Origin of the sequence: Rhodococcus sp. M8, from assembly GCF_015654185.1 — a bacterium.
In the GTDB taxonomy this organism is placed as follows: domain Bacteria; phylum Actinomycetota; class Actinomycetes; order Mycobacteriales; family Mycobacteriaceae; genus Rhodococcus; species Rhodococcus aetherivorans.
This window is the reverse complement of the sequence record NZ_CP064065.1, coordinates 1939065-1962938: the sequence shown is the minus strand read 5'-3', so window position 1 is coordinate 1962938 and position 23874 is coordinate 1939065. Positions and strand designations below refer to the sequence as shown.

Genomic DNA, 23874 nt, shown 5'->3' with positions numbered 1-23874 from the left:
CGCCCCGCTCAGCCGGCGCGTATCTCATCGGGCCCCGGCAGCGATAGCGACAACTAGCAGCAACAAAACCCGTAAAGGGGAAAGGAAGTTACGTGCTCGACGTCAACTTCTTCGATGAACTCCGCATCGGCCTGGCCACTGCGGAGGACATCCGCAACTGGTCGTACGGCGAGGTCAAGAAGCCGGAGACCATCAACTACCGCACGCTCAAGCCCGAGAAGGACGGCCTCTTCTGCGAGAAGATCTTCGGCCCCACCCGGGACTGGGAGTGCTACTGCGGCAAGTACAAGCGTGTCCGCTTCAAGGGCATCATCTGTGAGCGCTGCGGCGTCGAGGTCACTCGCGCCAAGGTGCGTCGTGAGCGCATGGGCCACATCGAGCTCGCCGCGCCGGTCACGCACATCTGGTACTTCAAGGGTGTGCCGAGCCGCCTCGGCTACCTGCTCGACCTGGCGCCGAAGGATCTCGAGAAGATCATCTACTTCGCCGCGTACGTCATCACGGCGGTGGACGACGAGCTGCGCCACAACGAGCTCTCGACCCTCGAGGCCGAGATGGAGGTCGAGAAGAAGTCCGTCGCCGATCAGCGCGACGCCGACCTCGAGGCCCGCGCGCAGAAGCTCGAGGCCGACCTGGCCGAGCTCGAGGCGGAGGGTGCCAAGTCCGACGTCCGCCGCAAGGTCAAGGACGGCGGCGAGCGCGAGATGCGTCAGCTGCGCGACCGCGCCCAGCGTGAGCTGGACCGGCTCGAGGAGATCTGGAACACCTTCACCAAGCTCAAGCCGAAGGACCTGATCGTCGACGAGCTGCTCTACCGCGAGCTGCAGGACCGCTACGGCGAGTACTTCACCGGCGCGATGGGTGCCGAGTCGATCCAGAAGCTCATCGAGAACTTCGACATCGACGCCGAGGCCGAGTCGCTGCGCGAGACCATCCGCAGCGGCAAGGGCCAGAAGAAGCTGCGCGCCCTGAAGCGACTGAAGGTCGTCGCGGCGTTCCAGCAGTCCGGTAACTCGCCCATGGGCATGGTTCTCGATGCGGTGCCGGTGATCCCGCCGGAGCTGCGTCCGATGGTGCAGCTCGACGGTGGCCGCTTCGCGACCTCCGACCTGAACGACCTGTACCGCCGCGTCATCAACCGCAACAACCGCCTCAAGCGACTGATCGACCTCGGCGCCCCCGAGATCATCGTCAACAACGAGAAGCGGATGCTGCAGGAGTCCGTGGACGCGTTGTTCGACAACGGCCGTCGTGGCCGGCCGGTCACCGGCCCGGGCAACCGTCCGCTGAAGTCGCTGTCCGACCTCCTCAAGGGCAAGCAGGGCCGGTTCCGTCAGAACCTGCTCGGCAAGCGCGTCGACTACTCCGGCCGTTCGGTCATCGTCGTCGGCCCGCAGCTCAAGCTGCACCAGTGCGGTCTGCCGAAGCTGATGGCGCTCGAGCTGTTCAAGCCGTTCGTGATGAAGCGCCTGGTCGACCTGAACCACGCGCAGAACATCAAGTCCGCGAAGCGCATGGTCGAGCGGCAGCGCCCGCAGGTGTGGGACGTCCTCGAAGAGGTCATCAACGAGCACCCCGTGCTGCTCAACCGTGCTCCCACGCTGCACCGCCTCGGTATCCAGGCGTTCGAGCCGCAGCTCGTCGAGGGCAAGGCCATCCAGCTGCACCCGCTCGTGTGTGAGGCGTTCAACGCCGACTTCGACGGTGACCAGATGGCCGTGCACCTGCCGCTGTCCGCGGAGGCGCAGGCCGAGGCCCGCGTGCTGATGCTGTCGTCGAACAACATCCTGTCGCCGGCGTCGGGTCGTCCGCTCGCCATGCCGCGTCTGGACATGGTGACCGGTCTGTTCCACCTGACCCGCCTGGTCGAGGACGCGCCGGGCGCGTACCGGCCGGCCACCGACGACGAGCCGGAGCAGGGCGTGTACTCGTCCCCGGCCGAGGCCATCATGGCCGTCGACCGCGGCGTGCTCTCGGTGCAGGCCCCGATCAAGGTGCGCCTGACGCGGCAGCGCCCGCCGAAGGACGTCGAGGCCGAGCTGTTCCCCGACGGCTGGAACTACGGTGACGGCTGGACCGTGCAGACCACGCTCGGTCGCGTGCTGTTCAACGAGCTGCTGCCGGTGAACTACGGCTTCGTCAACGACGTCATGCCGAAGAAGCGTCAGGCCGCGATCATCAACGATCTGGCCGAGCGTTACCCGATGATCGTCGTCGCGCAGACCGTCGACAAGCTCAAGGACGCCGGCTTCTACTGGGCCACTCGTTCGGGTGTCACCGTGTCGATGGCCGACGTGCTGGTGCCGCCGGAGAAGAAGGAGATCCTCGAGCGCTACGAAGCGTCCGCGGATCAGCTCGAGCGCAAGTTCGCTCGTGGTGCCCTCTCGAAGGAGGAGCGGCGCGACTCGCTCGTCAAGCTGTGGCAGGAGGCGACCGAAGAGGTCGGTCAGGCCATGGAGGCGCACTACCCGGACGACAACCCGATCCCGACGATCGTGAAGTCCGGCGCCGCGGGCAACATGACCCAGATCCGCTCGCTCGCGGGCATGAAGGGTCTGGTGACGAACCCGAAGGGTGAGTTCATCCCGCGCCCGATCAAGTCCTCGTTCCGTGAGGGCCTGACCGTGCTCGAGTACTTCATCAACACCCACGGTGCCCGTAAGGGTCTGGCCGACACCGCGCTCCGTACCGCCGACTCGGGTTACCTGACCCGTCGTCTGGTCGACGTGTCGCAGGACGTCATCGTCCGCGAGACCGACTGCGGCACCCCGCGCGGTATCGAGATGGTCATCGCCGAGCCCGAGCGCGACGGCGCGGGCAACGAGACCGGCCGCCTGGTGCGCGACGCCCACATCGAGACCAGCACGTACGCCCGTACGCTGGCCACCGATGCGGTCGACGCGGACGGCAACGTCGTCGTCACCCGGGGCAGCGACCTCGGCGACCCGGCGATCGAGGCCCTGCTGGCCGCCGGCATCCGGAAGGTCAAGGTCCGCTCCGTGCTGACCTGCGACACCGGCACCGGCGTGTGCGCCACCTGCTACGGCCGCTCGATGGCGACCGGCAAGCTCGTCGACATCGGCGAGGCCGTCGGTATCGTCGCCGCGCAGTCGATCGGTGAGCCCGGTACGCAGCTGACGATGCGTACGTTCCACCAGGGTGGCGTCGGTGAGGACATCACCGGCGGTCTGCCGCGAGTGCAGGAGCTGTTCGAGGCCCGCGTCCCGAAGGGCAAGGCGCCCATCGCCGACGTCTCCGGCCGCGTGCGCCTCGAGGACGACGACCGCTTCTACAAGATCACCATCGTCCCGGACGACGGCGGCGAGGAGGTCGTGTACGACAAGCTGTCGAAGCGTCAGCGTCTGCACGTGATCCGCAAGGCGAACGGCACCGAGGGCATCCTCGCCGACGGCGACCACGTGGAGGTCGGTCAGCAGCTCCTCGAGGGTGCTGCCGATCCGCACGAGGTGCTGCGTGTCATGGGTCCGCGTCAGGTGCAGGTCCACCTCGTGAACGAGGTTCAGGAGGTGTACCGCAGCCAGGGTGTGTCGATCCACGACAAGCACATCGAGGTCATCGTGCGCCAGATGCTGCGTCGCGTCACGATCATCGACTCGGGTTCGACGGAGTTCCTGCCCGGTTCGCTGGTCGAGCGCAGCGAGTTCGAGGCCTCCAACCGGCGGGTCGTCGCCGAGGGCGGCGAGCCGGCTGCCGGTCGTCCCGTGCTCATGGGTATCACCAAGGCGTCGCTGGCCACCGATTCGTGGCTGTCGGCGGCGTCGTTCCAGGAGACCACTCGCGTGCTGACCGACGCGGCGATCAACTGCCGCTCGGACAAGCTGATCGGTCTGAAGGAGAACGTGATCATCGGCAAGCTGATCCCGGCCGGCACCGGCATCAACCGGTACCGGAACATCCAGGTGCAGCCGACCGAGGAGGCCCGCGCGGCCGCGTACGCGATCCCGTCGTACGAGGATCAGTACTACTCGCCGGAGGGCTTCGGCCAGAACACCGGCGCTGCGGTTCCGCTCGACGATTACGGTTACTCCAGCGACTACCGGTAGATCCGTCGCCGCGGCCGGGAAACCGGCTGCGGCCCGGCTCTCTGCCGTGGCCACGAAGGTCCCGCCCTCTTCTCTTCGGGGGCGGGGCCTTCCTGGTTTCCGGGGTGGGCGTCACGGCCGCGCCGGTCGTCGGCTAGTTTGGGTAGGCACTCCTAACAACCCGAAGGGAACGCCTGTGCCGTCGACCCGAATCCCGAGGCTGCTCGCCGCAGCCGGACTCGCTCTCACGTTCGTCCTGACCGCGTGCTCGTCGGGGAGCGACGAGGCCGGCGAGTCGTCGTCCGCGGCCGGAGGCGCGTTCCCGGTCACGATCGAACACGCCCTCGGCAGCACGACGCTCGACGGCGAACCCGAGCGGGTGGTCACGTGGGGCTTCGGCAGCACCGACGCCGCGCTCGCGCTCGGCGTCGTGCCCGTTGCCATCCCGGCCCAGTCCTACGGCGGCGACGCGCAGGGGGTGCTGCCGTGGATCGGGGACCGGCTCGCCGAGCTGGGCGCCGAGACACCGGCCGTCCTGCCGAACGACGGCACGGACGTGCCGGTGGAGCAGATCGCGGCGGCGCGGCCGGACGTCATTCTCGCCAACTACTCCGGGCTCACCCGGGAGCAGTACGAGACGCTGAGCCGGATCGCGCCGACCGTCGCGTACCCGGACGAGCCGTGGGCCACCCCGTGGCGCGACGTCGTCGCCACCGTCGGGCAGGCGCTCGGCAGATCCGGCGAGGCGGACCGGCTGATCGCCGACACCGAGGCCACCATCGCGGAGAAGGCGGCAGCCTATCCGCAGCTGCGGGGCAGGACCGTCGCCGCGGTCTGGGACACCGGCGACACCTTCTACGTCTACAAGCCGGCCGACTCGCGCGTGGAGTTCCTCACCGACCTCGGTCTGGTGAGCGCACCCAGCGTGGCCGAGCTGAGCACCGACGAGTCCAGCTTCTACTTCACCCTCAGCTTCGAGGAGGCCGGCAAGCTCACCAGCGACATCCTGCTCTCCTACGCCGACGACACCGCGGCCCAGGAGCGCACGCTCGCCCAGCCGTGGGCGCGGACCATGGGGCAGGTGACCGACGGTCGGGTCGCGAAGGTCAACGGCACCGAGCTCATCGCCGCTGTGTCGCCGCCGACCGTGCTGTCGCTGACGTGGGGCATCGACGCCTATCTCGAGGCGCTCGCCGCCGCGGCCGAATAGGGCGATTCCCGGTCGGCGTCCCGGTCAGCGCGGGATGTGGAAGTCGACCAGGGCCGCACCACGCGGGCCCAGGTCGTGCCACGGCCCCCGCACCGCCAGCACCGCCACCGCGGAGGTCGGGAACTTCTCGATGATCTGACGGGCGGCATCCGAGTCGTGGTCGTCCGAGAGCAGCAGCGTCGTCGCGGACAGGACGGGCTCGTGGCCCACCACGAGCAGGGTCGACACGTCGTCCGGGACCTGGCGGATCGCGTCGACGATCTTCCCCGGCGTGGCCTCGTAGAGGTCGTCGAGGATCTCCGTGGGGACCTCGACGGCGGCCTCCGCCAGGGTCTTGCGGGCGCGCGTCGCGCTCGAGCACAGCACGGCGTCGATCGGGGGCTGGTGGGCCCGCAGCCAGCGTCCGGCGAGGCCGGCCTCGCGTCGTCCCCGTGGGGCGAGGGGGCGCTCGTGATCGGCGACGCCGTCCGGGTACGCGGACTTCCCGTGCCGCAACAGGATCAGGGTGCGGGTCATGGGTTCACCCTAGGTGGTCAGGGTCACCGGCGGCCGACGCGTGCCACCGCGCGCACCTCGTCGCCGACCGTGAACCACAGGGTCAGCGCGTCGGTCTCGTGACGGGCGCGCAGGACCAGCGCGTCGCCGGCGACGACCGGCCGAAGGTGCTCGATCACCGCACGGTACGGCGCGGTCTGCAGCTCCGGCCGGCCGGCCAGGTGCTCCTCGATGCCGTGCCAGTAGGCGGCGTTGTTGACGTGGTCGAACGGGTCGATGTCGGTGGCCCGTAGCGGGAAGGCCGTGCCGGCGTCGGCGTCGTCGGACGGCGTGGGCGGCAGCCATGCCCGCCATCGCAGCCGGGTGTCCTCCGCATGGCGGGCCATGTGCTCCCAGAGCCGGTCGCTGATCCGGGCCGGCATCCCGTTGGTGGGCCCGATGTTGATCCAGAACGCCGAGGTGTCGATCAGGGCGTCGCCGGTGCCGTCGAGCCGCACGCGGACGTTGGCCCATCGCGTGGACAAGGCGTCGCACCACCGGCGCAGTTCGAGTTGTTCGCGGAAGCGGGCCGGCCGGTGCACGTCGACGACGGTGCGGCGCACGATCCACAGCGGGTCGGTGGCGGTGGCGTCGACGGCGTCGAGGTTGTCGGTGCCGATGTCCTGCAGGTAGCGGGCCACGCCGTCGAGACGGAGCCGTTCCCGGTTGTCGACGTCGCCGGTGCGCACCGTGCGCGTGGACCGGAACGCGTCGTCGGGCGGGGGAGCGGCCCCGAGGGGCTGCGCCAGCGCGTCCTCCGCCGCGGACTTCTCCGGTGCCGGTTTCGCGGCCGTGTCCGAACCCATTCGTCCCCCTGCTCGTCGTCGGCCCCTGCCGATTCTGACAGCTGCGGGGCAGGGCTGCAGCGAATCTTGCGAGGGGCGAGACATCGAGGCTACAGTGGAGTTAACTGTTACCGGATGTCACATGAAATCCGGTCCCGGCTCTTCGAGGACACGACATGGCCTATGTGATCACCCAGACGTGCTGCAACGACGCGAGCTGCGTCGCCGTGTGCCCGGTGAACTGCATCCATCCCACGCCCGAGGAGCGGGAGTTCGCGCAGACCGAGATGCTGCACATCGACCCGCAGGCCTGCATCGACTGCGGCGCGTGCGCGGACGCATGCCCGGTCGAGGCGATCTTCCCGGAGGACCGGCTCACCGAGGCTCAGGCCCGGTTCAAGGACATCAACGCCGACTACTACACGGCGCACCCGATGCCCGAGAACTGGATCCCGCTGACACCCGTCCCGGCCCCGCCGCGGGGGCAGGGCACCCTGCGCGTGGCGGTCGTCGGTGCCGGTCCGGCGGCCTGTTACGCCGCGCAGGAACTGCTCGAGCGCTCGAACGTCGAGGTGGACATGTTCGACCGGCTCCCCACCCCCTGGGGACTCGTCCGCAGCGGTGTCGCACCCGACCACCCCGGTACCAAGGCCGTCACCGAGTCGTTCGAATGGTCGTTCCGCCGCGACGCGTTCGCCCTGCACCTCGACGTCGAGGTCGGCCGCGACATCGACCACGCCGAGCTGCTCGCCCATCACCACGCCGTCGTCTACGCGACCGGGGCGTCCGCCGACCGCAACCTCGGCATCGCCGGCGAGGACCTTCCCGGCAGCCACGCCGCCACCGAGTTCGTCGCCTGGTACAACGGCCACCCCGACTACGCCGACCGGGTCTTCGACCTGTCCGGCGAACGCGCGGTCGTGGTCGGCAACGGCAACGTCGCCCTCGACGTCGCTCGCATCCTCACCATGGACGTCGACGAGCTGGCCCGCACCGACATCGCCGATCACGCCCTCGAGGCGCTGCGCCGGAGCAACATCCGCGAGGTCGTCCTGCTGGGCCGCCGGGGTCCGGCCCAGGCGGCCTACAGCAACCCCGAGTTCCTCGCCCTCGGCGATCTGAACGGCGTCGACGTCGTCGTCGACGAGACCGAGCTCGAGCTCGATCCCGCCAGCGCGGCGCTCGCCGCCGCCGACCCGGCGGTCGCGATGCGCATGCGGCTCGCGCGCGAGTACGCGCGCCGCGAGCCCCGGCCGGGGAACAAGCGCATCGTGTTCCGCTATCTCGTGTCGCCCACCGAGATCGAGGGCACCGAACGGGTCACCGGACTGCGCGCGGTACGCAACGACCTGATCGCCGGCGACGACGGTGCGCTCGTCGCCCGGCCCGCCGGGCAGGCCCTGCACCTCGACGCGCAGCTGGTGCTGCGCTCGATCGGCTACCGCGGGGTCCCCCTCCCGGGAGTGCCGTTCGACGAGCGACGGGGAATCGTCCCCAACGAGGGCGGGCGGGTCACCGCCGCCGGACCCGGCGTGTACGTCACCGGGTGGATCAAGCGCGGTCCGAGCGGCGTGATCGGAACCAACAAGGCGTGCGCCAAGGAGACGGTCGCGGCCCTGCTCGCCGACTTCGACGCCGGCCGGCTCGCGCGTCCGGCCGGTGGCCGGCGGGAACTCGATCGCCTGCTCGGGCAGCGGCGGCCCACCCGGGTGGGCCTGAGCGGATGGCACGAGATCGACGGGGCCGAGCGGGCGGCCGGCCGCGCCGCCGGCCGGGCGCGCGTCAAGCTGACCGACCGCGCCCGCCTCACGGAGACCGCGGCCGGGCGCCCGCGGCCGGGGCGAAGCCTGCTGCGTCTGGTGCGCCGATAATCGGTTGGGGCTCCGCCTGCGTCGGGACTAGTATCTTTCGGCGGTGCCCGGCACCGCCCGCGGCGACGTCCGCCGGGGGAGCGCAGGCCGGGATGTCGATCCGCCGCGCTGTCGGGGCGCGCGCTGGTCGCCGGGCACGTCGAGGGTGACACGCGGCTCGCGCCGAGATCGTCGTCGCCGCCCGGTACGACGTGGTGCCCGGCCCCCTCGATCCCATCCTGGCAGGTCTGCCTGCCATCGCGCCTCGAGAGGACCGACCCATGACAGCCCCCCATGCGGGCCCGGCCGCCGCGCCGGCGAGCGACAAGCTCGACGCGGCAGTTCTGAAGATCGCGTCGGTGGTGGTGCTCGGCGCCATCATGTCGATCCTCGACGTGACGGTCGTCTCCGTCGCCGTGCCGACGTTCATGGAGGACTTCGACTCCAGCTACGCGACCGTCGCGTGGACGATGACCGCCTACACGCTGGCGCTGGCCAGCGTGATTCCGCTCACGGGCTGGGCCGCGGACCGGTTCGGCACCAAACGGCTGTACCTCGCCGCCCTCGTCCTGTTCGTCGCCGGGTCCGTGCTGTGCAGCATGGCGTGGGACATCACGTCGCTCATCGGGTTCCGCGTGGTGCAGGGCCTGGGCGGCGGCATGCTCATGCCGCTGGGCATGACGATCATGACCCACGCCGCGGGACCGCACCGGGTCGGCCGCGTGATGGCGGTGCTCGGCATCCCGATGCTGCTGGGCCCGATCGGGGGCCCGATCCTCGGCGGCTGGCTGATCGACACCGCCAGCTGGCACTGGATCTTCCTGATCAACCTGCCCATCGGCGTCGTGGCCCTCGTCGCCTCCGTGCTGATCCTGCCGAAGGACCGCCCCAGCCGGTCCGAGTCCTTCGACTTCGTCGGCATGGCGCTCCTGTCGCCGGGTCTGGCGCTGTTCCTGTTCGGCGTCTCGTCCATCCCGGAGGTCGGCACCGTCGCCGCGACGCGGGTCCTCGTGCCGGGCGCGATCGGCGCCGCGCTGATCGTCGCGTTCGTGTTCCACGCCCTGCGTGCCCGGAACCCGCTCATCGACCTGTACCTGTTCCGCAACCGCCAACTGACGTTCGCGGTGCTCACCATGTCGGTGTTCGCGATCGCGTTCTTCGGCGCAGGACTGCTGTTCCCCAGCTACTTCCTCCAGGTGCGGGGCGAGTCGACCCTGGCGGCGGGCATCCTGCTCGCGCCGCAGGGCCTCGGCGCCATGCTCACCATGCCGGTCGCCGGCCGGCTCGTCGACCGGATCGGACCCGGGAAGATCGTGCTCGTCGGCCTGACCCTCGTCACGCTCGGCATGGCCGTCTTCACGCAGGTGGGCACGGACACGTCGTACGTGCTGCTGCTCGGTGCGCTGTTCGTCATGGGCATGGGCATGGGTGCCACGATGATGCCGACGATGACGGCCGCGCTGCAGACGCTGACCCATCAGAGCGTGGCCCGCGGGTCGACGCTGATGAACATCGTCCAGCAGGCCGCCGGCTCCGTGGGCACCGCGACCATGTCGGTGATCCTGAGCAGCCGCCTGGCGACCCCGGCGGGGGTGCCCGAGGGCGGCGGGCAGATGGACCCGGCAGCTCTGGAACAGCTGCCCGCACCGATGCAGGAGTCGATCCTCACCTCGCTCGCGGACGCGTTCGCGACCACGTTCCTCGTCGCGACCGTCCTCATGGCCCTCGCGGTGATCCCGGCGCTGTTCCTGCCGCGTACGCGCGTCAAGCATCCGGCCGGGGAGGGACTGCAGCCGGTGGCCGTCCACTAGCCGGCCGTCCGAGGGGGCCGTGACGTACGTCGCGGCCCCCTCTCCGTGTCTGCGGCTAACCTCGTTCCGGCAGCACGACGGCGACCCGAACGGACGACCCAATGAGCATCGAACCCACCCACCGAGGCCCCGCCGCGACGGACGAGGCACCCGGACAGCCGCGTCTGTGCCGGCGCGCCCTCTTCGGCGGTGCCGGTGCGGTCGCGGCCGCCGCAGTCCTGTCCGCGTGCGGTGCCGAGGCCGACCAGGGTGGCGCCGACGGCACCTCCGCCGCACCGACCACGCCGCCTGAGCCCGGTCCGGACGCCGCGGTCGTGGCTGCCGCGGCCGACATCCCGGTGGGCAGCGGCGTCCTGTTCGCCGACAAGCGTCTCGTGGTGACGCAACCCGTCGCCGGGGACTACCGGGCGTTCGTCGCGCTGTGCACCCACTCGGGCTGCAACATCACCGGCGTCGAGGCCGACGAGATCGTCTGCGACTGTCACGGCAGCCGGTTCCGTCTGGACGGGACCGTGAGCAAGGGTCCCGCCCGCAAGCCGCTCAAGGCACGTCCGGCCGCGGCCCGCGGTGCGGACGTCGTCGTCGACTGATGCGGGCGATTCGCTGAGCGGGCGGGCGGCGGCGGAGTAGATTCGACCGCGACATCATCATTGAAGTGCGGACCGGCGAGGGGACCCGATGGTGCGCAGGGGGCCGTTGATCACGTTGGCGGCGGTGGTGGTGCTCGCCGCGGTCCTGCTCGCGGTCAACGTCTCCAAGGAGGACGGCGGCCCCACGCCGCCCGCCCCCGGGCCGGCCGCCACGTCCGCGCCGGCCCCCACCACGACGGCTGCGCCCTCGACCGCCGTGGCCTTCCCCGCGCAGGCCACCTACGTCGCGCAGATCCCCGTCGCCACCGGAACCCTCACGCTCGCGATCGCCGTCGAGGGCGAGGACGCCGTCGCGTACGCGTGCGACGGCAGCGCAGTCGAGTCCTGGCTGTCCGGCGACGCCGAGGACGGCAGGCTCGAGCTCGAGGGCCGCGACGATGCCCGCCTCGACGGCGAGTTCGACGGCACGACGGTGCGCGGCACCCTGTGGCTCGGTGACCGGAGCTGGACCTTCGACGCCGCGCCGGCCGAACCCCCGGCCGGCCTCTACCTCGCGAACGTGGGCGACGTCCGGGCCAGCTGGATCGTCACGCAGGACGGGACGGTCACCGGTGTGCGCCGCGCCGGCGACGGCGGCACCGCGCCCGCCCCGGCCCTGGCGCCGGACGGGACGGCGGTCGTCGACGGGGTGGTCGTGACCGCCGACCCGGTGTCCGGCAGTGACACATTCTGACGGTGCCACCGCGCGGTGACACCGGGAGGAGGACGGATGAGCACACCGCAGGTCCATCCCGTCGCACCGCCGCGAACGGCCCCCGTCGTGGTCGCGTTCCTGGTGGGTGCCCTCGTCGCGGTCGGGCTCGGTGTGTACGGCAGTGTGCACGAGCCGACCTTCTTCTCGATCAACGTCGCCGGGTTCTCCAGTCCGACCGCCGTCAAGGCCTGGCTGGCGACCCTCGCCGGCGTGCTCGCACTGGTTCAGCTCGCCTCGGCGGCCGTGATGTACGGACGGATGCCGGGACTGCGGGCGCCGAGCTGGATCGGGACCCTGCACGTGTGGTCGGGCCGCCTCGCGGTGCTGGCCACCGTCCCCGTCGCGGTGCACTGCCTGTACGCGCTCGGTTTTCGCACCGGCGAGCCGCGGGTGCTGTGGCACTCGCTCGCCGGATGCCTCTTCTACGGGGCGTTCGTGGCCAAGATGCTGCTGCTGAGCCGGCGAGGCCTGCCGGGATGGGCGGTTCCGGTGGCCGGCGGCGCCCTGTTCACGGCGATCGTGGTCGTGTGGTCGACCTCGGCGCTGTACTTCTTCCGCACGACGGGCCTCACGTTCTGACGGCCCACCCCTACTGTCTTTCCCACCCCTACTGTCCCTCCCGTGATCGGAGCCGGAAAATGGATCTCGAGCAGTTTCCCGTCAGCCGTCGTTCGGTGCTCCTGGGTGCCGGCGTTGCCGCCGTCGCCGCCACGGCGGCCTGCAGCACCTACGGCGACGAGCCGGCCTCCGGGCAGACCTCCGCGGCGGAGGACGCCGGCACCGGGGCGGCCGCGGGACAGCCCCTCGCGGCCGTCGCCGACATTCCCGTGGGCGGGGGACGGATCTTCCCCGATCAGAAGGTCGTGGTGACCCAGCCGGCCGCGGGCGAGGTGCTCGCGTTCAGCGCGATCTGCACCCATCAGGGCTGCACGGTCGCGGCCGTGCAGGACGGCACGATCAACTGTCCCTGCCACGGCAGTCGTTTCAACCTCGACGGCACCGTCGCGAACGGACCCGCCGCGCGTCCTCTCGAAAGCAGGGCCGTCACCGTCGAGAACGGCGAGATCACCCTCGCCTGACCGGGTTCGCCGTCCCACCTCGACGGTCTCATCGGACGGCACCGGGATAGGGTCGACGGCGTGACCAGACCTCTGCGCGACTGGCGGCCGCGGGCGTTGCGTGAAGGCGCCGAACCCGACGCCCGCTTCACCCTCGCGAACGAACGCACGTTCCTCGCGTGGATCCGCACCGCGCTCGGCGTCATCGCGGCGGCCGTCGCGCTCGAGACCTTCGCCGGCGACGTCGTGGGGCCGGTGGTGCGGACCACGCTGTCGTGCACGTTGCTGGTGTTCTCCGCGCTCCTGGTGATCGCCGCCCTGCGGCGCTGGCTGCAGATCGAGGCCGCGATGCGCACCGAACGTCCCCTGCCGCCGCCGCGGATCGCCTTCCTGCTCGCGGCGATGCTGGCGGTCGGGGCCGTGGCCCTCGCCGCGGCCCTCCTGATATGACCGCGCCGCCGCGTTCGGGCCGACGATGAGACACGACGATCCGGGCCTGCAGCCCGAGCGCACCACGCTCGCGTGGCTGCGCACGGCGACCGGGCTGGGAGCGGTGGTCCTGCTGTTCCTGCGCCTGGCGCCCGGCCCGGCGCCCGTGGTGGTGGTGATCGGCCTGCTGTGCCTGGTGCCGGCGCTCGTGCTGCTCGTGACGAGCGGGCGCGAGCACCGGGCGCGCGTGAGGCGCTTCATCGAGGGCCGCGCGAGGCATCACTGGTGGCGCAACATCGTCCTGACCGTCACGGTCGTCGTTCTGGCCCTCGCCGCCGCCACGCTCATCGTCACGTCGCAGGCGTGACCGCCGCACCGTCGCCGTTCCAGCCGGGCTGGACGATCTACTCCTGTGTCAATCGGGCGCGGAGCCGTGGAAGGCCCACGCCCGGGCGGTCAGCGCGATCCGACCGGCTCGGTCGCGGCGCAGTCGGGCATCGAGTACCGTCCGCAGTTCGGCTCGGCGCCGTGCCGGCAGCGACATGCAATATCCGGGGGCGGGTCCCTGACCGCCGAGGAACGGCGCCCAGAAATCGTCGAAGTCGGCGAACACGGTGGGAACCTCGAGCGGCTGGATCCGCACCCCGGTGAGACCTGCAGACGCGAGCAGGTCGTGGAGGGGATCGGGCCGGCAGAGCGGGAAGCGGACACCCTCGTCCCGGTCCCGCGCCGCCTCGTCCAGTTCGACGGCCGCATCCCAGAAGGCGCGAATCATCTCCATGCCCTCGGCGTAGTCCCACACGTAGCCGCCGATCGTCCCGCCCGCTCGGGTGACGCGGCGCATCTCGACAAGACCCTCGATCGGATCGGGAAGAAAGTTGAGGACCAATCCGGATACGACGCGGTCGAACTCGCCGTCCACGGCCGGGATCGCCGCAGCGGTACCCGGCCGGACCTCGAAGCGGGGATCGTCGACCGTAGTGCGGGCCGCCGCGGCGAAGCCCTCGGAAGGTTCGACCCCGACGACCCGGGACGGTTCCTCGGCGACAAGGACGGCGTGTGCGAGAGCGCCGGTCCCGCACCCCACATCGCACCACGCGGCGCCCGCGCCGGCAGGGGGCAGCCATTGCAGGAACTTCGAGGCGACCGGGCGGCTCCAGCGACCTACATAGCGCTCGTACGCCGCGGCGATCTCCCAGGCGTCGGCGGTGTGATCCGTCATCGCGGTCTTCCTCTCTCCGGTCCCCGGTCAGTCGACCTGTCCGGGCCGGCGCCGTTGCCTACGAACCGGATCCGGGCTCACGGCCGGAACGGCGGTCGAGGTCGATCACCCGGGCCCCGCCCTGCGCCGCGGCCACCCGTGTCTCGGTGCCGTCCTCGGTCACGGCGACGATCTCGCACCGGCACAGCGCCTGTCGCCGGCTCGAGTCGACGACCGTCGCCGCGGCCCGCAGCAGCGTGCCGCGGCCCGGGCGCAGGTAGTCGATCGTGAACCCGGTGGTCACGATCGACGATCCGAGCACGGTTCCCGCCGCGAAGGTCAGGGAGTTGTCCGCGGCGTAGGCCAGCACGCCGCCGTGCACGAACCCGAACTGCTGCAGCAACTCCGGACGCAGCGGGATCTCGAGCACCGCGCGGCCCGGCTCGTACGCGGTGACCCGGGCGCCGACCAGCACGCTGAACGGTTGGGCCGCGAGCACCGCCGCCGCGTCGTCCACCCCTCGAAGTTCCACGGCCTGCAGTCTGCCCCACACCGCCGGGTCGTGGGCGGACATATCATTCGCGCATGACGCGGTCACCTCATTCGCCGACGGTTCGCTGGCCGGACCTCGCCGCTCTGGAGCTGCTCGTCGGCATCGACGACCACGGCGGCCTCGGCGCGGCCGCCCGGGCCGCCGGCGTCGCGCAGCCCAATGCCAGCCGGGCGGTGCGCCGCCTCGAGAAGCAGCTGGGGACCGTGCTCGTGCGCCGGGGGCGGGCTGGTTCCGCGCTCACCCCGGAGGGCACCGTGGTCGCGCACTGGGCGCGGCAGACCCTCGCCGACGCCCGTCGCCTGCTCGACGCCGCCGCGGCGTTGAGTGCCGACCGGCAGGCCGAGCTGACCGTGGCGGCCAGCATGACGGTCGCCGAACACCTCATCCCGCGCTGGCTGGGCCGCTTCCGCGGGCTCCGGGACGACGTGCAGATCCAGCTGCAGGTCCACAACTCGCGGCAGGTCTGCGACGCGGTCGCGGAGGGCCGGTGCCACGTCGGGTTCGTCGAGGCTCCCACCGTCCCACCGGGACTGCACAGCACCCCCGTGGCGCGGGACCGGCTGGTGGTGGTCGTCACGCCGGCGCACCCGTGGGCGCGGCGCCGGCGTCCGCTCACCGTCGCCGAACTGGCGGCGACGCCGCTCGTCGTGCGCGAGGAGGGCTCCGGGACGCGGCACACGCTGGATCTGGCCCTCCGGGAGTTCGCGCGGCCGGCGCCGCTGCTCGAGCTCGGCAGCGGCGCCGCGGTGCGCACCGCGGCCCTCGGCGGCGTCGGCCCGGCCGTGCTCAGCACCCTCGCCGTGGCCGATCACCTCGCGTCCGGCGAATTGCGGACCGTCGAGGTCGAGGACCTGGATCTGGCCCGCACGTTGCGGGCGGTGTGGCGCCCACCCCGTAAGCTCGCCGGCCCGGCCGGGGACCTGGTGCGGATGATCATCCGCGGCGCCTGATCGCGTACCGGTCGTCGCAATCGGCCCGAATCCGGCGCTCGGTGCGTCATCATGATCGTCGAGGACGCTGCTCGCCGGGGGTACGAGCGAACGCGGCGGGCGCCGAGCCGGCACCGGGAGTGGGACATGGACGCATCGCGGTACGACGGGTCGCGGCCGTGACGGCCGTCGAGGTCGATCGCAGCCCCCGGCGATCCGGGGCCGTCCTCGCGACGTTGATCCTGGTCGCCGCCGTCGCGAACCTCAATCTCTCGGTTGCCAACATCGCACTGCCGGCGATCGGCCGGGCCTTCGACGCGAGCCAGACGGAACTGAACCTGGTCGCCGTCGGGTATTCGCTGGGCCTGGCCGCGTCGGTGCTGTACCTGGGGGCGATCGGCGACCGCTACGGGCGCAAGCAGCTGCTCGTGCTCGGCGTCGCGCTGTCGATACCCGCGTGTCTGGTGGCGGCCTTCGCGCCGAGCGTCGAGGTGCTGTTCGCGGCCCGGCTGGCCGGTGGTCTCGCCGCGGGGCTGGCGTATCCCACCACGCTGGCGCTGATCACCGCGCTGTGGTCGGGAGCCTCGCGGACCCGCGCGATCGCGTTGTGGTCGGCGACCGGCGGTGCGGTCGCTGCGCTCGGACCGCTGCTGTCCGGCCTGCTCCTGGAGTACTTCTACTGGGGCTCGGCCTTTCTGATCACCGTGCCGCTCGCCGCCGTCGCCCTCGTGGCGGCGGCCGTGCTGATTCCCGCGCACGTCAACGAGACCTCCGGGCCGGTCGATCATGTCGGCGGTGTCGTGTCGGTGCTGTTCGTGGCGGCGCTCGTCCTGACGGTCAACCTCGCACCCGAGAGCGGCCGAGGCACGGCGGCGCTCGTCTGCGCCGCCGTCACCGCCGTGGCGGGCGCGGTATTCGTGTGGCGGCAGCGGCGGGTGCCCGAGCCGCTGTTCGACCTGAAGGTGGCCGCGCGGCCGACGTTCTGGGTGGCAGCGGTGGCGGGCATCATCGTGTTCGGCACCCTGATGGGGACGATGTTCGTCGGTCAGCAGTTCCTGCAGAACGTGCTGGGCTACTCCACGCTCGCCGCCGGGTCGACGATCCTTCCGGCCGCCGCGTGCATGCTCGTGGTGGCTCCGTACTCGGCCCGGATGGTGGAGAGCCGGGGTGCGCGCACCACCCTGCTGCTCGGCTACGCGTTCATCCTCCTCGGGCTCGCGGTCGCGCTGACGATGTGGGACGAGACCTCCAGTTACTGGCAGATCGCGCTCGCGTACGGCCTCGTGGGGATCGGGGTCGGTTTCGCCGGCACGCCCGCCTCCCGCTCGCTGACCGGCTCGGTCCCGGTGACCCGGGCCGGGATGGCGTCGGCAACGGCCGACCTGCAACGCGATCTGGGCGGGGCCGTGATGCAGTCCATCCTCGGGGCGTTGCTCACCGCCGGATACGTTTCGTCGATCTCGGCGGCGATCGCCTCGTCGCCGGAGGCGGACGAGATCAGCGACCAGACGCAGGCCGCGCTGACCAAGTCGTTCGCGAGCGCCGCCGACCTCGCCGAGCGGTACCCGCAGTACGCCGACGCCATCATGTCCGCCGCGCGCACCGCGTTCCTGGACGGGGACACGAAGGCGTATGCCGCCGCCATTCTCGTCGTCGCCGCCGGTGCGGTCCTGGTGTTCTTCGCCTTCCCGAAGCGCGACGCCGAAAGACGGCTCCTCGCGTCGTACCGCGCGCAGGACGAACGCGCCGAGCCGGCGGAGGACGAGCGGCAGGGGGCCGCGCCCGGGGACACGGACGGCTAGCGTTGGTCGCCGCTGCCGCGCAGGGCGCCGACGCCGGCGACGATCACCAGCGCGATGCCTATCGCCGCGACGGGCTGGACCCACTGGCCGAGCACCAGCGCGCCCGCCAGGGCCGCCGCCGCCGGTTCGAGAGCGATGAGGATCGCGAACACGTTCTTCGGCAGCTCGCGCAGCGCCCGCATCTCGAGGCTGTAGGGGACCACGGAGGACAGCAGGGCCACCGCCGCTCCGGCGGCCAGGATCGCGGGATCGGCCAGGCCGGCGCCGGCGGTCCCGAGGCCGAGGGGCAGCACGAGCGCCGCGGCGACGGTGGTGGCGACGGTCAGGCCCGCCGCGCCGGAGACGGTGGTGGCCACGTGCGAGCCCGCGACGATGTACCAGGCCCAGCCGGCGGCGGCGAGCAGCGCGAAACCGACCCCGGCCGGGTCGAGGGCGCCGCCGTCCCCGCCGAGGCCGCGTGCCCCGAGGAGCACCACCCCGGCCAGGGCGAGCGCCACCCACAGCGCGTCCCGCGGGCGGCGGGAGAGGACCGCGGCGAGGGCGAGCGGTCCGAGGAACTCGATGGTGACCGCCGCCGCGAGCGGCAGCCGGGCGATCGCCACATAGAAGAAGCCGTTCATCGCGGCCAGGCTCGCCCCGAGCGCGACCACGCCGCGCCACTGCGCCGGGCGCCAGTGCCGCACCGACGGCCGCACCACCGCCCACAGGATCACCGCGGCGAGCGTCAGCCGCAGCGTGACCGTGCCGAGGGCACCGACGTCGTCGAACAGGGTGCTGGCGAAGGCCGCGCCGAACTGCAGGGAGAGCACCGAGCCGAGCACGGCCGCGACGGGCACGGTCCGGCTGCCGCCCCGTGGCGCCGGTGCTGTGCCGCTCATCCGTCCTCCGAGGCCTGGGGGATCCGCCGTCCCGCGTGCGACGAATGTTGCCGCACGGGAGCACGATCGGCAGCACGCGCCACCTCAACCAGAAAAACAATCACGAGTGCTTGATTTTTTGCGCCCCGGGTGTGACTCTGGTCGCATGACGGAGCTACAACCGCTTCTCGACGACCTGCGTGCCGAGGGCGAGTCCCTCGACGCCCTCGTCGCGGACCTCCCGGACGAGCGCTGGGCGACCCCGACCCCCGCCGAAGACTGGACCATCGCCCACCAGATCGGACACCTGCTGTGGACCGATCGCGCCGCCCTCACCGCCGTCGAAGACCCGGAGGCGTTCGTCGCCGGGCTCGGCGAGATCACCGATCCGGACGGGTTCGTCGACGACGGGGCGCGGGCACAGGCCCGCCGCCCCCCGGCCGAGTTGCTCGCCGACTGGCGTGCCGCCCGCCGCGCCCTCGCCGACGCCCTCGCGGCCGTCCCCGCCGGAACCAAGATCGTCTGGTACGGCCCGCCGATGAGTGCGGCCTCCATGGCGACGGCACGGCTGATGGAGACCTGGGCCCACGGCGGCGACGTGGCCGACGCGCTCGGCGTCACCCGCCCGCCCACGCACCGGCTGCGCCACATCGCCCATCTCGGCGTCCGCACCCGCGACTTCGCCTTCGCCGTGCACGGCCGCACCCCGCCTGCCGAGCCGTTCCGCGTCCGCCTCACCGCCCCCGACGGGCAGGAGTGGACCTGGGGGCCCGACGCCGCCACCCAGACAGTCACCGGATCCGCCCTCGACTTCTGCCGGCTGGTGACCCAGCGGATCCACCGGGCCGACACCGACCTCGTCGCCACCAGACCCGACGCCGAGGCGTGGCTCGGCCTCGCGCAGGCGTTCGCCGGACCGCCCGGCGGCGGCCGCGCCCCGGAAGGAGCCACCGCGTGAGCGCCCCCACGGCCGGACGTGCGGTGCGCATCGGGAACTGCTCCGGCTTCTACGGCGACCGGCTCGCGGCCATGCGCGAGATGCTCGAGGGCGGGGAACTCGACTACCTGACCGGTGACTACCTCGCCGAGCTGACCATGCTGATCCTCGGCCGGGACCGGATGAAGGACCCGGCGCTCGGCTACGCCAAGACGTTCCTGCGCCAGCTCGAGGACTGCCTCGGGCTCGCTGTCGACAAGGGCGTGCGGATCGTCGCCAACGCCGGCGGACTCAATCCCGCCGGGCTGGCGACGGCCGTGCGCGAGCTTGCCGGCCGGCTCGGACTCGACGTCACCGTCGCGTACGTCGAGGGCGACGACCTGATCGCCCGCGCCGCCGAACTCGGCCTGGCCGCCGATCCGCCGCCGCTGACCGCGAACGCCTACCTCGGGGCGTGGGGCATCGCCGAGTGTCTCACCGCCGGCGCCGATATCGTCGTCACCGGCCGTGTCACCGACGCCTCCGTGATCGCCGGCCCGGCCGCCGCCCACTTCGGCTGGGCCCGGGACGATTTCGATGCCCTGGCCGGTGCGGTCGCGGCGGGCCACGTGATCGAGTGCGGTACCCAGGCCACCGGCGGCAACTACGCGTTCTTCACCGAGATCGCCGACCTCGACCGGCCCGGCTTCCCGATCGCCGAGATCGATGCCGACGGCAGCTCCACCATCACCAAGCACCCCGGCACCGGCGGCGCGGTCACCGTCGGCACCGTGACCGCCCAGCTGCTGTACGAGGTGACCGGTGGCCGCTACGCCGGACCCGACGTGACGACGCGCCTCGACTCCGTCCGGCTCACCCAGGACGGACCGGACCGGGTCCGCATCACCGGGGTCCGCGGTGAGGCGCCCCCGCCGACGCTGAAGGTCTCCCTCAACGCTCTCGCCGGATTCCGGAACGAAGCGGTGTTCGTCCTCACCGGACTCGACATCGAGGCCAAGGCGGCGCTGGTGCGCCGGCAGATGGAGGCGAGCCTGCCCGCGCGTCCGGCCGAGCTCGAGTGGACCCTCGCCCGCACCGACCATCCGGACGCCGACACGGAGGAGGCGGCCAGCGCCCTGCTGCGCTGCACCGTCCGCGACCGCGACCCGCAGGTCGTCGGCCGCGCCTTCTCCGCGGTCGCCGTCGAGTACGCGCTTGCCAGCTACCCCGGCTTCTCGCTGACCGCTCCGCCCGGCAACGGCCAGCCGTACGCCGTGTTCACGCCCGGCTACGTCGACGCCGCCGAGGTGCCGCACACCGCGGTCCTGCCCGACGGCAGCCGCGTCCCGATCCCGCCCGTCACCCCGACGCGCCCACTCGAACCCGTCGCCGAGCCCGAGCTGCCCGCGCCGCTCCCCGCGGGGCCCACCCGGCACGCGCCGCTCGGGCTCGTCGCCGGCGCCCGCAGCGGCGACAAGGGCGGCGACGCGAATGTGGGGGTGTGGGTGCGCACCGACGACCAGTGGCGCTGGCTGGTGCACACCCTCACCGTCGACGCGCTGAAAACCCTTCTGCCCGAGTCGAAGAACCTCGTCGTGACCCGCCACGTGCTGCCGAACCTGCGGTCGGTGAACTTTGTGATCGAGGGCATCCTCGGCCGCGGCGTCGCCTCACAGGCCCGCTTCGACCCGCAGGCCAAGGGCCTCGGCGAGTGGCTGCGCAGCAGATACCTCTACATCCCCGAGACCCTCCTGGAGGACCCCGAGATGGAGAACCCCGAGATGGAGAACCCCGAGTGAGCATCTGGGACACCCCCGAACGCCGCGACCTGCGCTCGACCGTCCACTCCTTCGTCCAGCGCGAGGTCCTGCCGCACCTCGCCGCGTGGGAGCGCGACGGCGAACTGCCCCGCGAACTGCACAAGAAGGCCGCCGCCCTCGGGCTTCTCGGCGCCGGATTCCCCGAGGCCGTCGGGGGGTCCGGCGGCGACGCGGCGGACACTCTCACCGTGTGCGAGGCATTCCACGAGGCCGGCGCCTCCGGTGGTGCCTTCGCCTCCCTGTTCACCTGCGGCATCGCCCTGCCGCACCTCGTCGCCGCCGGCGACGAGGTGCAGATCGCGAAGTGGGTCGAGCCGACCCTCGCGGGCGCGCTCATCGGCTCCCTCGCGATCACCGAACCCGGCGGCGGCTCCGACGTGGGGCACCTGACCACCACCGCCGTCCGCGACGGCGACCACTACGTCGTCAACGGCGCCAAGACCTACATCACCTCCGGCTGCCGCGCGGACTTCGTGGTGACCGCCGTGCGCACCGGCGGCAGCGAACGTCCCGGCGCTGCCGGGATCTCGCTGCTGGTGATCGAGAAGGGCGCCGAAGGATTCACCGTCTCGCGCAAGCTCGACAAGATGGGCTGGCGTGCCTCCGACACCGCCGAACTGTCCTTCGTCGACGTGCGCGTGCCCGTCGAGAATCTCGTCGGCACCGAGAACAGCGGCTTCGCGCAAATCGCCCAGGCCTTCGTCTCGGAGCGGATTGCCCTTGCGGCCCAAGCCTATTCGAGCGCACAGCGGTGTCTGGACCTCACCGTGGCGTGGTGCCGCGACCGCGAGACGTTCGGCCGGCCGCTGATCTCCCGGCAGTCGGTGCAGCGCACCCTCGCCGAGATGGCCCGGCGCGTCGACGTCGCGCGCGTGTACGGCCGGCGGGTCGTCGAGCGAGCCCTCGTCGGCGACGGCGACCTCGTCGCCGAGGTGTGCTTCGCCAAGAACACCGCCGTCGAGGCCGGCGAATGGGTCGCGAACCAGGCCGTGCAGCTGTTCGGCGGACTCGGCTACATGGCCGAGTCCGAGATCGAACGGCAGTACCGCGACATGCGCATCCTCGGCATCGGCGGCGGCACCACCGAGATTCTCACCGAGCTCGCGGCGAAACGATTGGGGTACACCTCGTGAGCATCCTGCAGACGACCCTCGACCCGGCCTCGGCAGAGTACGCCGCCGCGGCCTCGGCGATGAGCGCCGAACTGGCCGCACTCGAGACCGAGCACGCCCAGGCCCTCGCCGGCGGCGGGGAGAAGTACGTCCGGCGCCACCACGAACGCGGCAAGCTGCTCCCGCGCGAACGCATCGAACTGCTGCTCGACCCGGATTCCCCGTTCCTCGAGCTGTCCCCGCTCGCGGCGTGGGGCACCGAGTTCCCGGTCGGCGGCAGCACCGTCACCGGGATCGGCGTCGTCGAGGGCGTCGAATGCCTGATCGTCGCCAACGACCCCACCGTCCGCGGCGGCACCAGCAACCCGTGGACCCTGCGGAAGGGGTTCCGCGCCAACGACATCGCGATGCAGAACCGGCTGCCGGTGATCTCCCTCGTCGAGTCGGGCGGCGCCGACCTGCCCACCCAGAAGGAGGTGTTCATCCCCGGCGGACGCATGTTCCGCGACCTGACGCAGCTGTCCGCCGCCGGCATCCCCACCATCGCGCTGGTGTTCGGCAACTCCACCGCGGGCGGCGCCTACATTCCCGGCATGTCGGATCACGTGGTGATGATCGAGAAGCGCTCGAAGGTGTTCCTCGCCGGACCGCCGCTGGTGAAGATGGCCACGGGCGAGGAATCCGACGACGAATCCCTCGGCGGCGCGGAGATGCACGCCCGCACCTCCGGGCTGGCCGACTACTACGCGGTCGACGAGCCCGATGCGATCCGGATCGGCCGGGGCATCGTCCGTCGCCTGAACTGGCGCAAGCAGGGCCCCGAACCCCACCCCGACGTGCGCGAACCGCGTTACGACCCCGAGGAACTGCTCGGAATCGTGCCCGCCGACCTCAAGGTGCCGTTCGACCCCCGCGAGGTGATCGCCCGCATCGTCGACGATTCCGACTTCGACGAGTTCAAGCCGCTCTACGGGTCGTCGCTCGTCACCGGCTGGGCCCGTCTGCACGGGTACCCGGTGGGCATCCTCGCCAACGCCCGCGGCGTGCTGTTCAGCGAGGAATCCCAGAAGGCCACCCAGTTCATCCAGCTCGCCAACCGCGCGAACACGCCACTGCTGTTCCTACACAACACCACCGGCTACATGGTCGGCCGCGAGTACGAGGAACGCGGCATGATCAAGCACGGCTCGATGATGATCAATGCCGTCTCCAACTCGACGGTGCCCCACATCTCGATCCTGCTCGGCGCCTCCTACGGGGCCGGCCACTACGGCATGTGCGGCCGAGCCTTCGACCCGCGGTTCCTGTTCGCCTGGCCCAGCGCCAAATCCGCGGTGATGGGCGGCGCCCAGCTCGCCGGTGTCATCTCCATCGTCGGACGCGCCGCCGCCCAGGCGCGCGGCCAGGCCTTCGACGAGGCCGCCGACGAGGCGATGCGTGCGGCGATCGAGAACCAGATCGAGGCGGAGTCGCTGCCGATGTTCCTGTCCGGCCGGCTCTACGACGACGGGGTCATCGACCCGCGCGACACCCGCACCGTGGTGGGGATGTGCCTGTCGGCCATCGCCAACGCGCCGATCGAGGGCACCGACAGCTTCGGTGTCTTCCGGATGTGAGGCA

Annotated in this window: 21 protein-coding genes; 16 read left to right on the top strand and 5 right to left on the bottom strand. The window is 71.6% G+C overall.

Annotated features, from left to right (window positions below; genetic code table 11):
* Positions 1-92: 92 nt before the first annotated feature.
* Together ISO16_RS08620 and ISO16_RS08615 are read left to right on the top strand one after the other, a co-directional pair.
* Complete coding sequence (locus ISO16_RS08620) at positions 93-4064, top strand: DNA-directed RNA polymerase subunit beta' (RefSeq protein WP_006931290.1); 3972 nt, start codon at positions 93-95, stop codon at positions 4062-4064.
* 175 nt (positions 4065-4239) lie between these two features.
* Positions 4240-5253 (top strand): iron-siderophore ABC transporter substrate-binding protein, encoded by a 1014-nt coding sequence (locus ISO16_RS08615; RefSeq protein WP_230304503.1) that lies wholly within the window; start codon positions 4240-4242, stop codon positions 5251-5253.
* A 24-nt stretch (positions 5254-5277) separates the two neighbouring features.
* On the opposite strand, the gene ISO16_RS08610 is transcribed toward ISO16_RS08615, so the two are convergent.
* Both ISO16_RS08610 and ISO16_RS08605 read right to left on the bottom strand, forming a co-directional pair.
* Positions 5278-5769, bottom strand: coding sequence for a SixA phosphatase family protein (locus ISO16_RS08610; protein WP_006931286.1), 492 nt, complete (start codon positions 5767-5769; stop codon positions 5278-5280).
* 23 nt (positions 5770-5792) lie between these two features.
* Positions 5793-6593 (bottom strand): acyl-[acyl-carrier-protein] thioesterase, encoded by an 801-nt coding sequence (locus ISO16_RS08605; RefSeq protein WP_006931283.1) that lies wholly within the window; start codon positions 6591-6593, stop codon positions 5793-5795.
* A gap of 155 nt (positions 6594-6748) precedes the next feature.
* On the opposite strand from ISO16_RS08605, the gene ISO16_RS08600 reads away from it, so the two are divergent.
* The 8 genes from ISO16_RS08600 to ISO16_RS08565 all read left to right on the top strand — a co-directional run bounded on the left by ISO16_RS08600 (position 6749) and on the right by ISO16_RS08565 (position 13431).
* Positions 6749-8443 carry an FAD-dependent oxidoreductase gene (locus ISO16_RS08600; RefSeq protein WP_072635734.1) on the top strand — a complete coding sequence of 565 codons (1695 nt, stop codon included), beginning with the start codon at positions 6749-6751 and terminating at the stop codon, positions 8441-8443.
* 260 nt (positions 8444-8703) lie between these two features.
* Positions 8704-10233 carry a DHA2 family efflux MFS transporter permease subunit gene (locus ISO16_RS08595; RefSeq protein ID WP_072635733.1) on the top strand — a complete coding sequence of 510 codons (1530 nt, stop codon included), beginning with the start codon at positions 8704-8706 and terminating at the stop codon, positions 10231-10233.
* 101 nt (positions 10234-10334) lie between these two features.
* The gene (locus tag ISO16_RS08590; RefSeq protein ID WP_006931276.1) at positions 10335-10823 is read left to right on the top strand and encodes a QcrA and Rieske domain-containing protein; all 489 of its coding nucleotides are present in this window, start codon (positions 10335-10337) and stop codon (positions 10821-10823) included.
* Between the two features lie 88 nt (positions 10824-10911).
* Positions 10912-11556 (top strand): hypothetical protein, encoded by a 645-nt coding sequence (locus tag ISO16_RS08585; protein ID WP_072635732.1) that lies wholly within the window; start codon positions 10912-10914, stop codon positions 11554-11556.
* A gap of 36 nt (positions 11557-11592) precedes the next feature.
* Positions 11593-12156 (top strand): DUF6529 family protein, encoded by a 564-nt coding sequence (locus ISO16_RS08580; protein WP_072635731.1) that lies wholly within the window; start codon positions 11593-11595, stop codon positions 12154-12156.
* 59 nt (positions 12157-12215) lie between these two features.
* Positions 12216-12656 carry a QcrA and Rieske domain-containing protein gene (locus ISO16_RS08575; RefSeq protein WP_072635730.1) on the top strand — a complete coding sequence of 147 codons (441 nt, stop codon included), beginning with the start codon at positions 12216-12218 and terminating at the stop codon, positions 12654-12656.
* A 60-nt stretch (positions 12657-12716) separates the two neighbouring features.
* Entirely contained in the window at positions 12717-13085 is a 369-nt protein-coding gene (locus ISO16_RS08570) for a YidH family protein (protein ID WP_006931271.1), read from the top strand.
* A 25-nt stretch (positions 13086-13110) separates the two neighbouring features.
* Positions 13111-13431: a DUF202 domain-containing protein gene (locus tag ISO16_RS08565; protein WP_006931270.1), complete on the top strand. Its 321-nt coding sequence runs from the start codon at positions 13111-13113 to the stop codon at positions 13429-13431.
* Positions 13432-13479: 48 nt separating this feature from the next.
* Here the strand turns inward: ISO16_RS08565 and ISO16_RS08560 are convergent, their stop codons facing one another.
* Both ISO16_RS08560 and ISO16_RS08555 read right to left on the bottom strand, forming a co-directional pair.
* Positions 13480-14286: a class I SAM-dependent methyltransferase gene (locus ISO16_RS08560; RefSeq protein WP_072635729.1), complete on the bottom strand. Its 807-nt coding sequence runs from the start codon at positions 14284-14286 to the stop codon at positions 13480-13482.
* Positions 14287-14344: 58 nt separating this feature from the next.
* Positions 14345-14782 (bottom strand): PaaI family thioesterase, encoded by a 438-nt coding sequence (locus tag ISO16_RS08555; protein WP_072635728.1) that lies wholly within the window; start codon positions 14780-14782, stop codon positions 14345-14347.
* 68 nt (positions 14783-14850) lie between these two features.
* On the opposite strand from ISO16_RS08555, the gene ISO16_RS08550 reads away from it, so the two are divergent.
* Together ISO16_RS08550 and ISO16_RS08545 are read left to right on the top strand one after the other, a co-directional pair.
* A complete protein-coding gene (locus ISO16_RS08550; protein WP_072635727.1) occupies positions 14851-15768 on the top strand; it encodes a LysR family transcriptional regulator in 918 nt (305 codons plus the stop codon).
* A 158-nt stretch (positions 15769-15926) separates the two neighbouring features.
* Positions 15927-17549, top strand: coding sequence for an MFS transporter (locus ISO16_RS08545; protein ID WP_072635726.1), 1623 nt, complete (start codon positions 15927-15929; stop codon positions 17547-17549).
* On the opposite strand, the gene ISO16_RS08540 is transcribed toward ISO16_RS08545, so the two are convergent.
* Positions 17546-18427 (bottom strand): EamA family transporter, encoded by an 882-nt coding sequence (locus ISO16_RS08540; protein ID WP_072635725.1) that lies wholly within the window; start codon positions 18425-18427, stop codon positions 17546-17548. The two genes, ISO16_RS08545 and ISO16_RS08540, sit on opposite strands and share 4 nt — an antisense overlap.
* A 145-nt stretch (positions 18428-18572) precedes the next feature.
* Between ISO16_RS08540 and ISO16_RS08535 the strand changes: the two genes are divergently transcribed.
* The 4 genes from ISO16_RS08535 to ISO16_RS08520 are packed head-to-tail and all read left to right on the top strand — an operon-like array spanning position 18573 to position 23870.
* Positions 18573-19364, top strand: coding sequence for a TIGR03084 family metal-binding protein (locus ISO16_RS08535; protein WP_072635724.1), 792 nt, complete (start codon positions 18573-18575; stop codon positions 19362-19364).
* A complete protein-coding gene (locus tag ISO16_RS08530; protein WP_072635723.1) occupies positions 19361-21121 on the top strand; it encodes an acyclic terpene utilization AtuA family protein in 1761 nt (586 codons plus the stop codon). The genes ISO16_RS08535 and ISO16_RS08530 overlap by 4 nt, the downstream gene beginning before the upstream one ends.
* Positions 21118-22275 carry an acyl-CoA dehydrogenase family protein gene (locus tag ISO16_RS08525; protein ID WP_072635722.1) on the top strand — a complete coding sequence of 386 codons (1158 nt, stop codon included), beginning with the start codon at positions 21118-21120 and terminating at the stop codon, positions 22273-22275. Before ISO16_RS08530 ends, ISO16_RS08525 begins: the two co-directional genes overlap by 4 nt.
* Complete coding sequence (locus ISO16_RS08520; protein WP_072635721.1) at positions 22272-23870, top strand: acyl-CoA carboxylase subunit beta; 1599 nt, start codon at positions 22272-22274, stop codon at positions 23868-23870. The genes ISO16_RS08525 and ISO16_RS08520 overlap by 4 nt, the downstream gene beginning before the upstream one ends.
* Positions 23871-23874 lie beyond the last annotated feature (4 nt).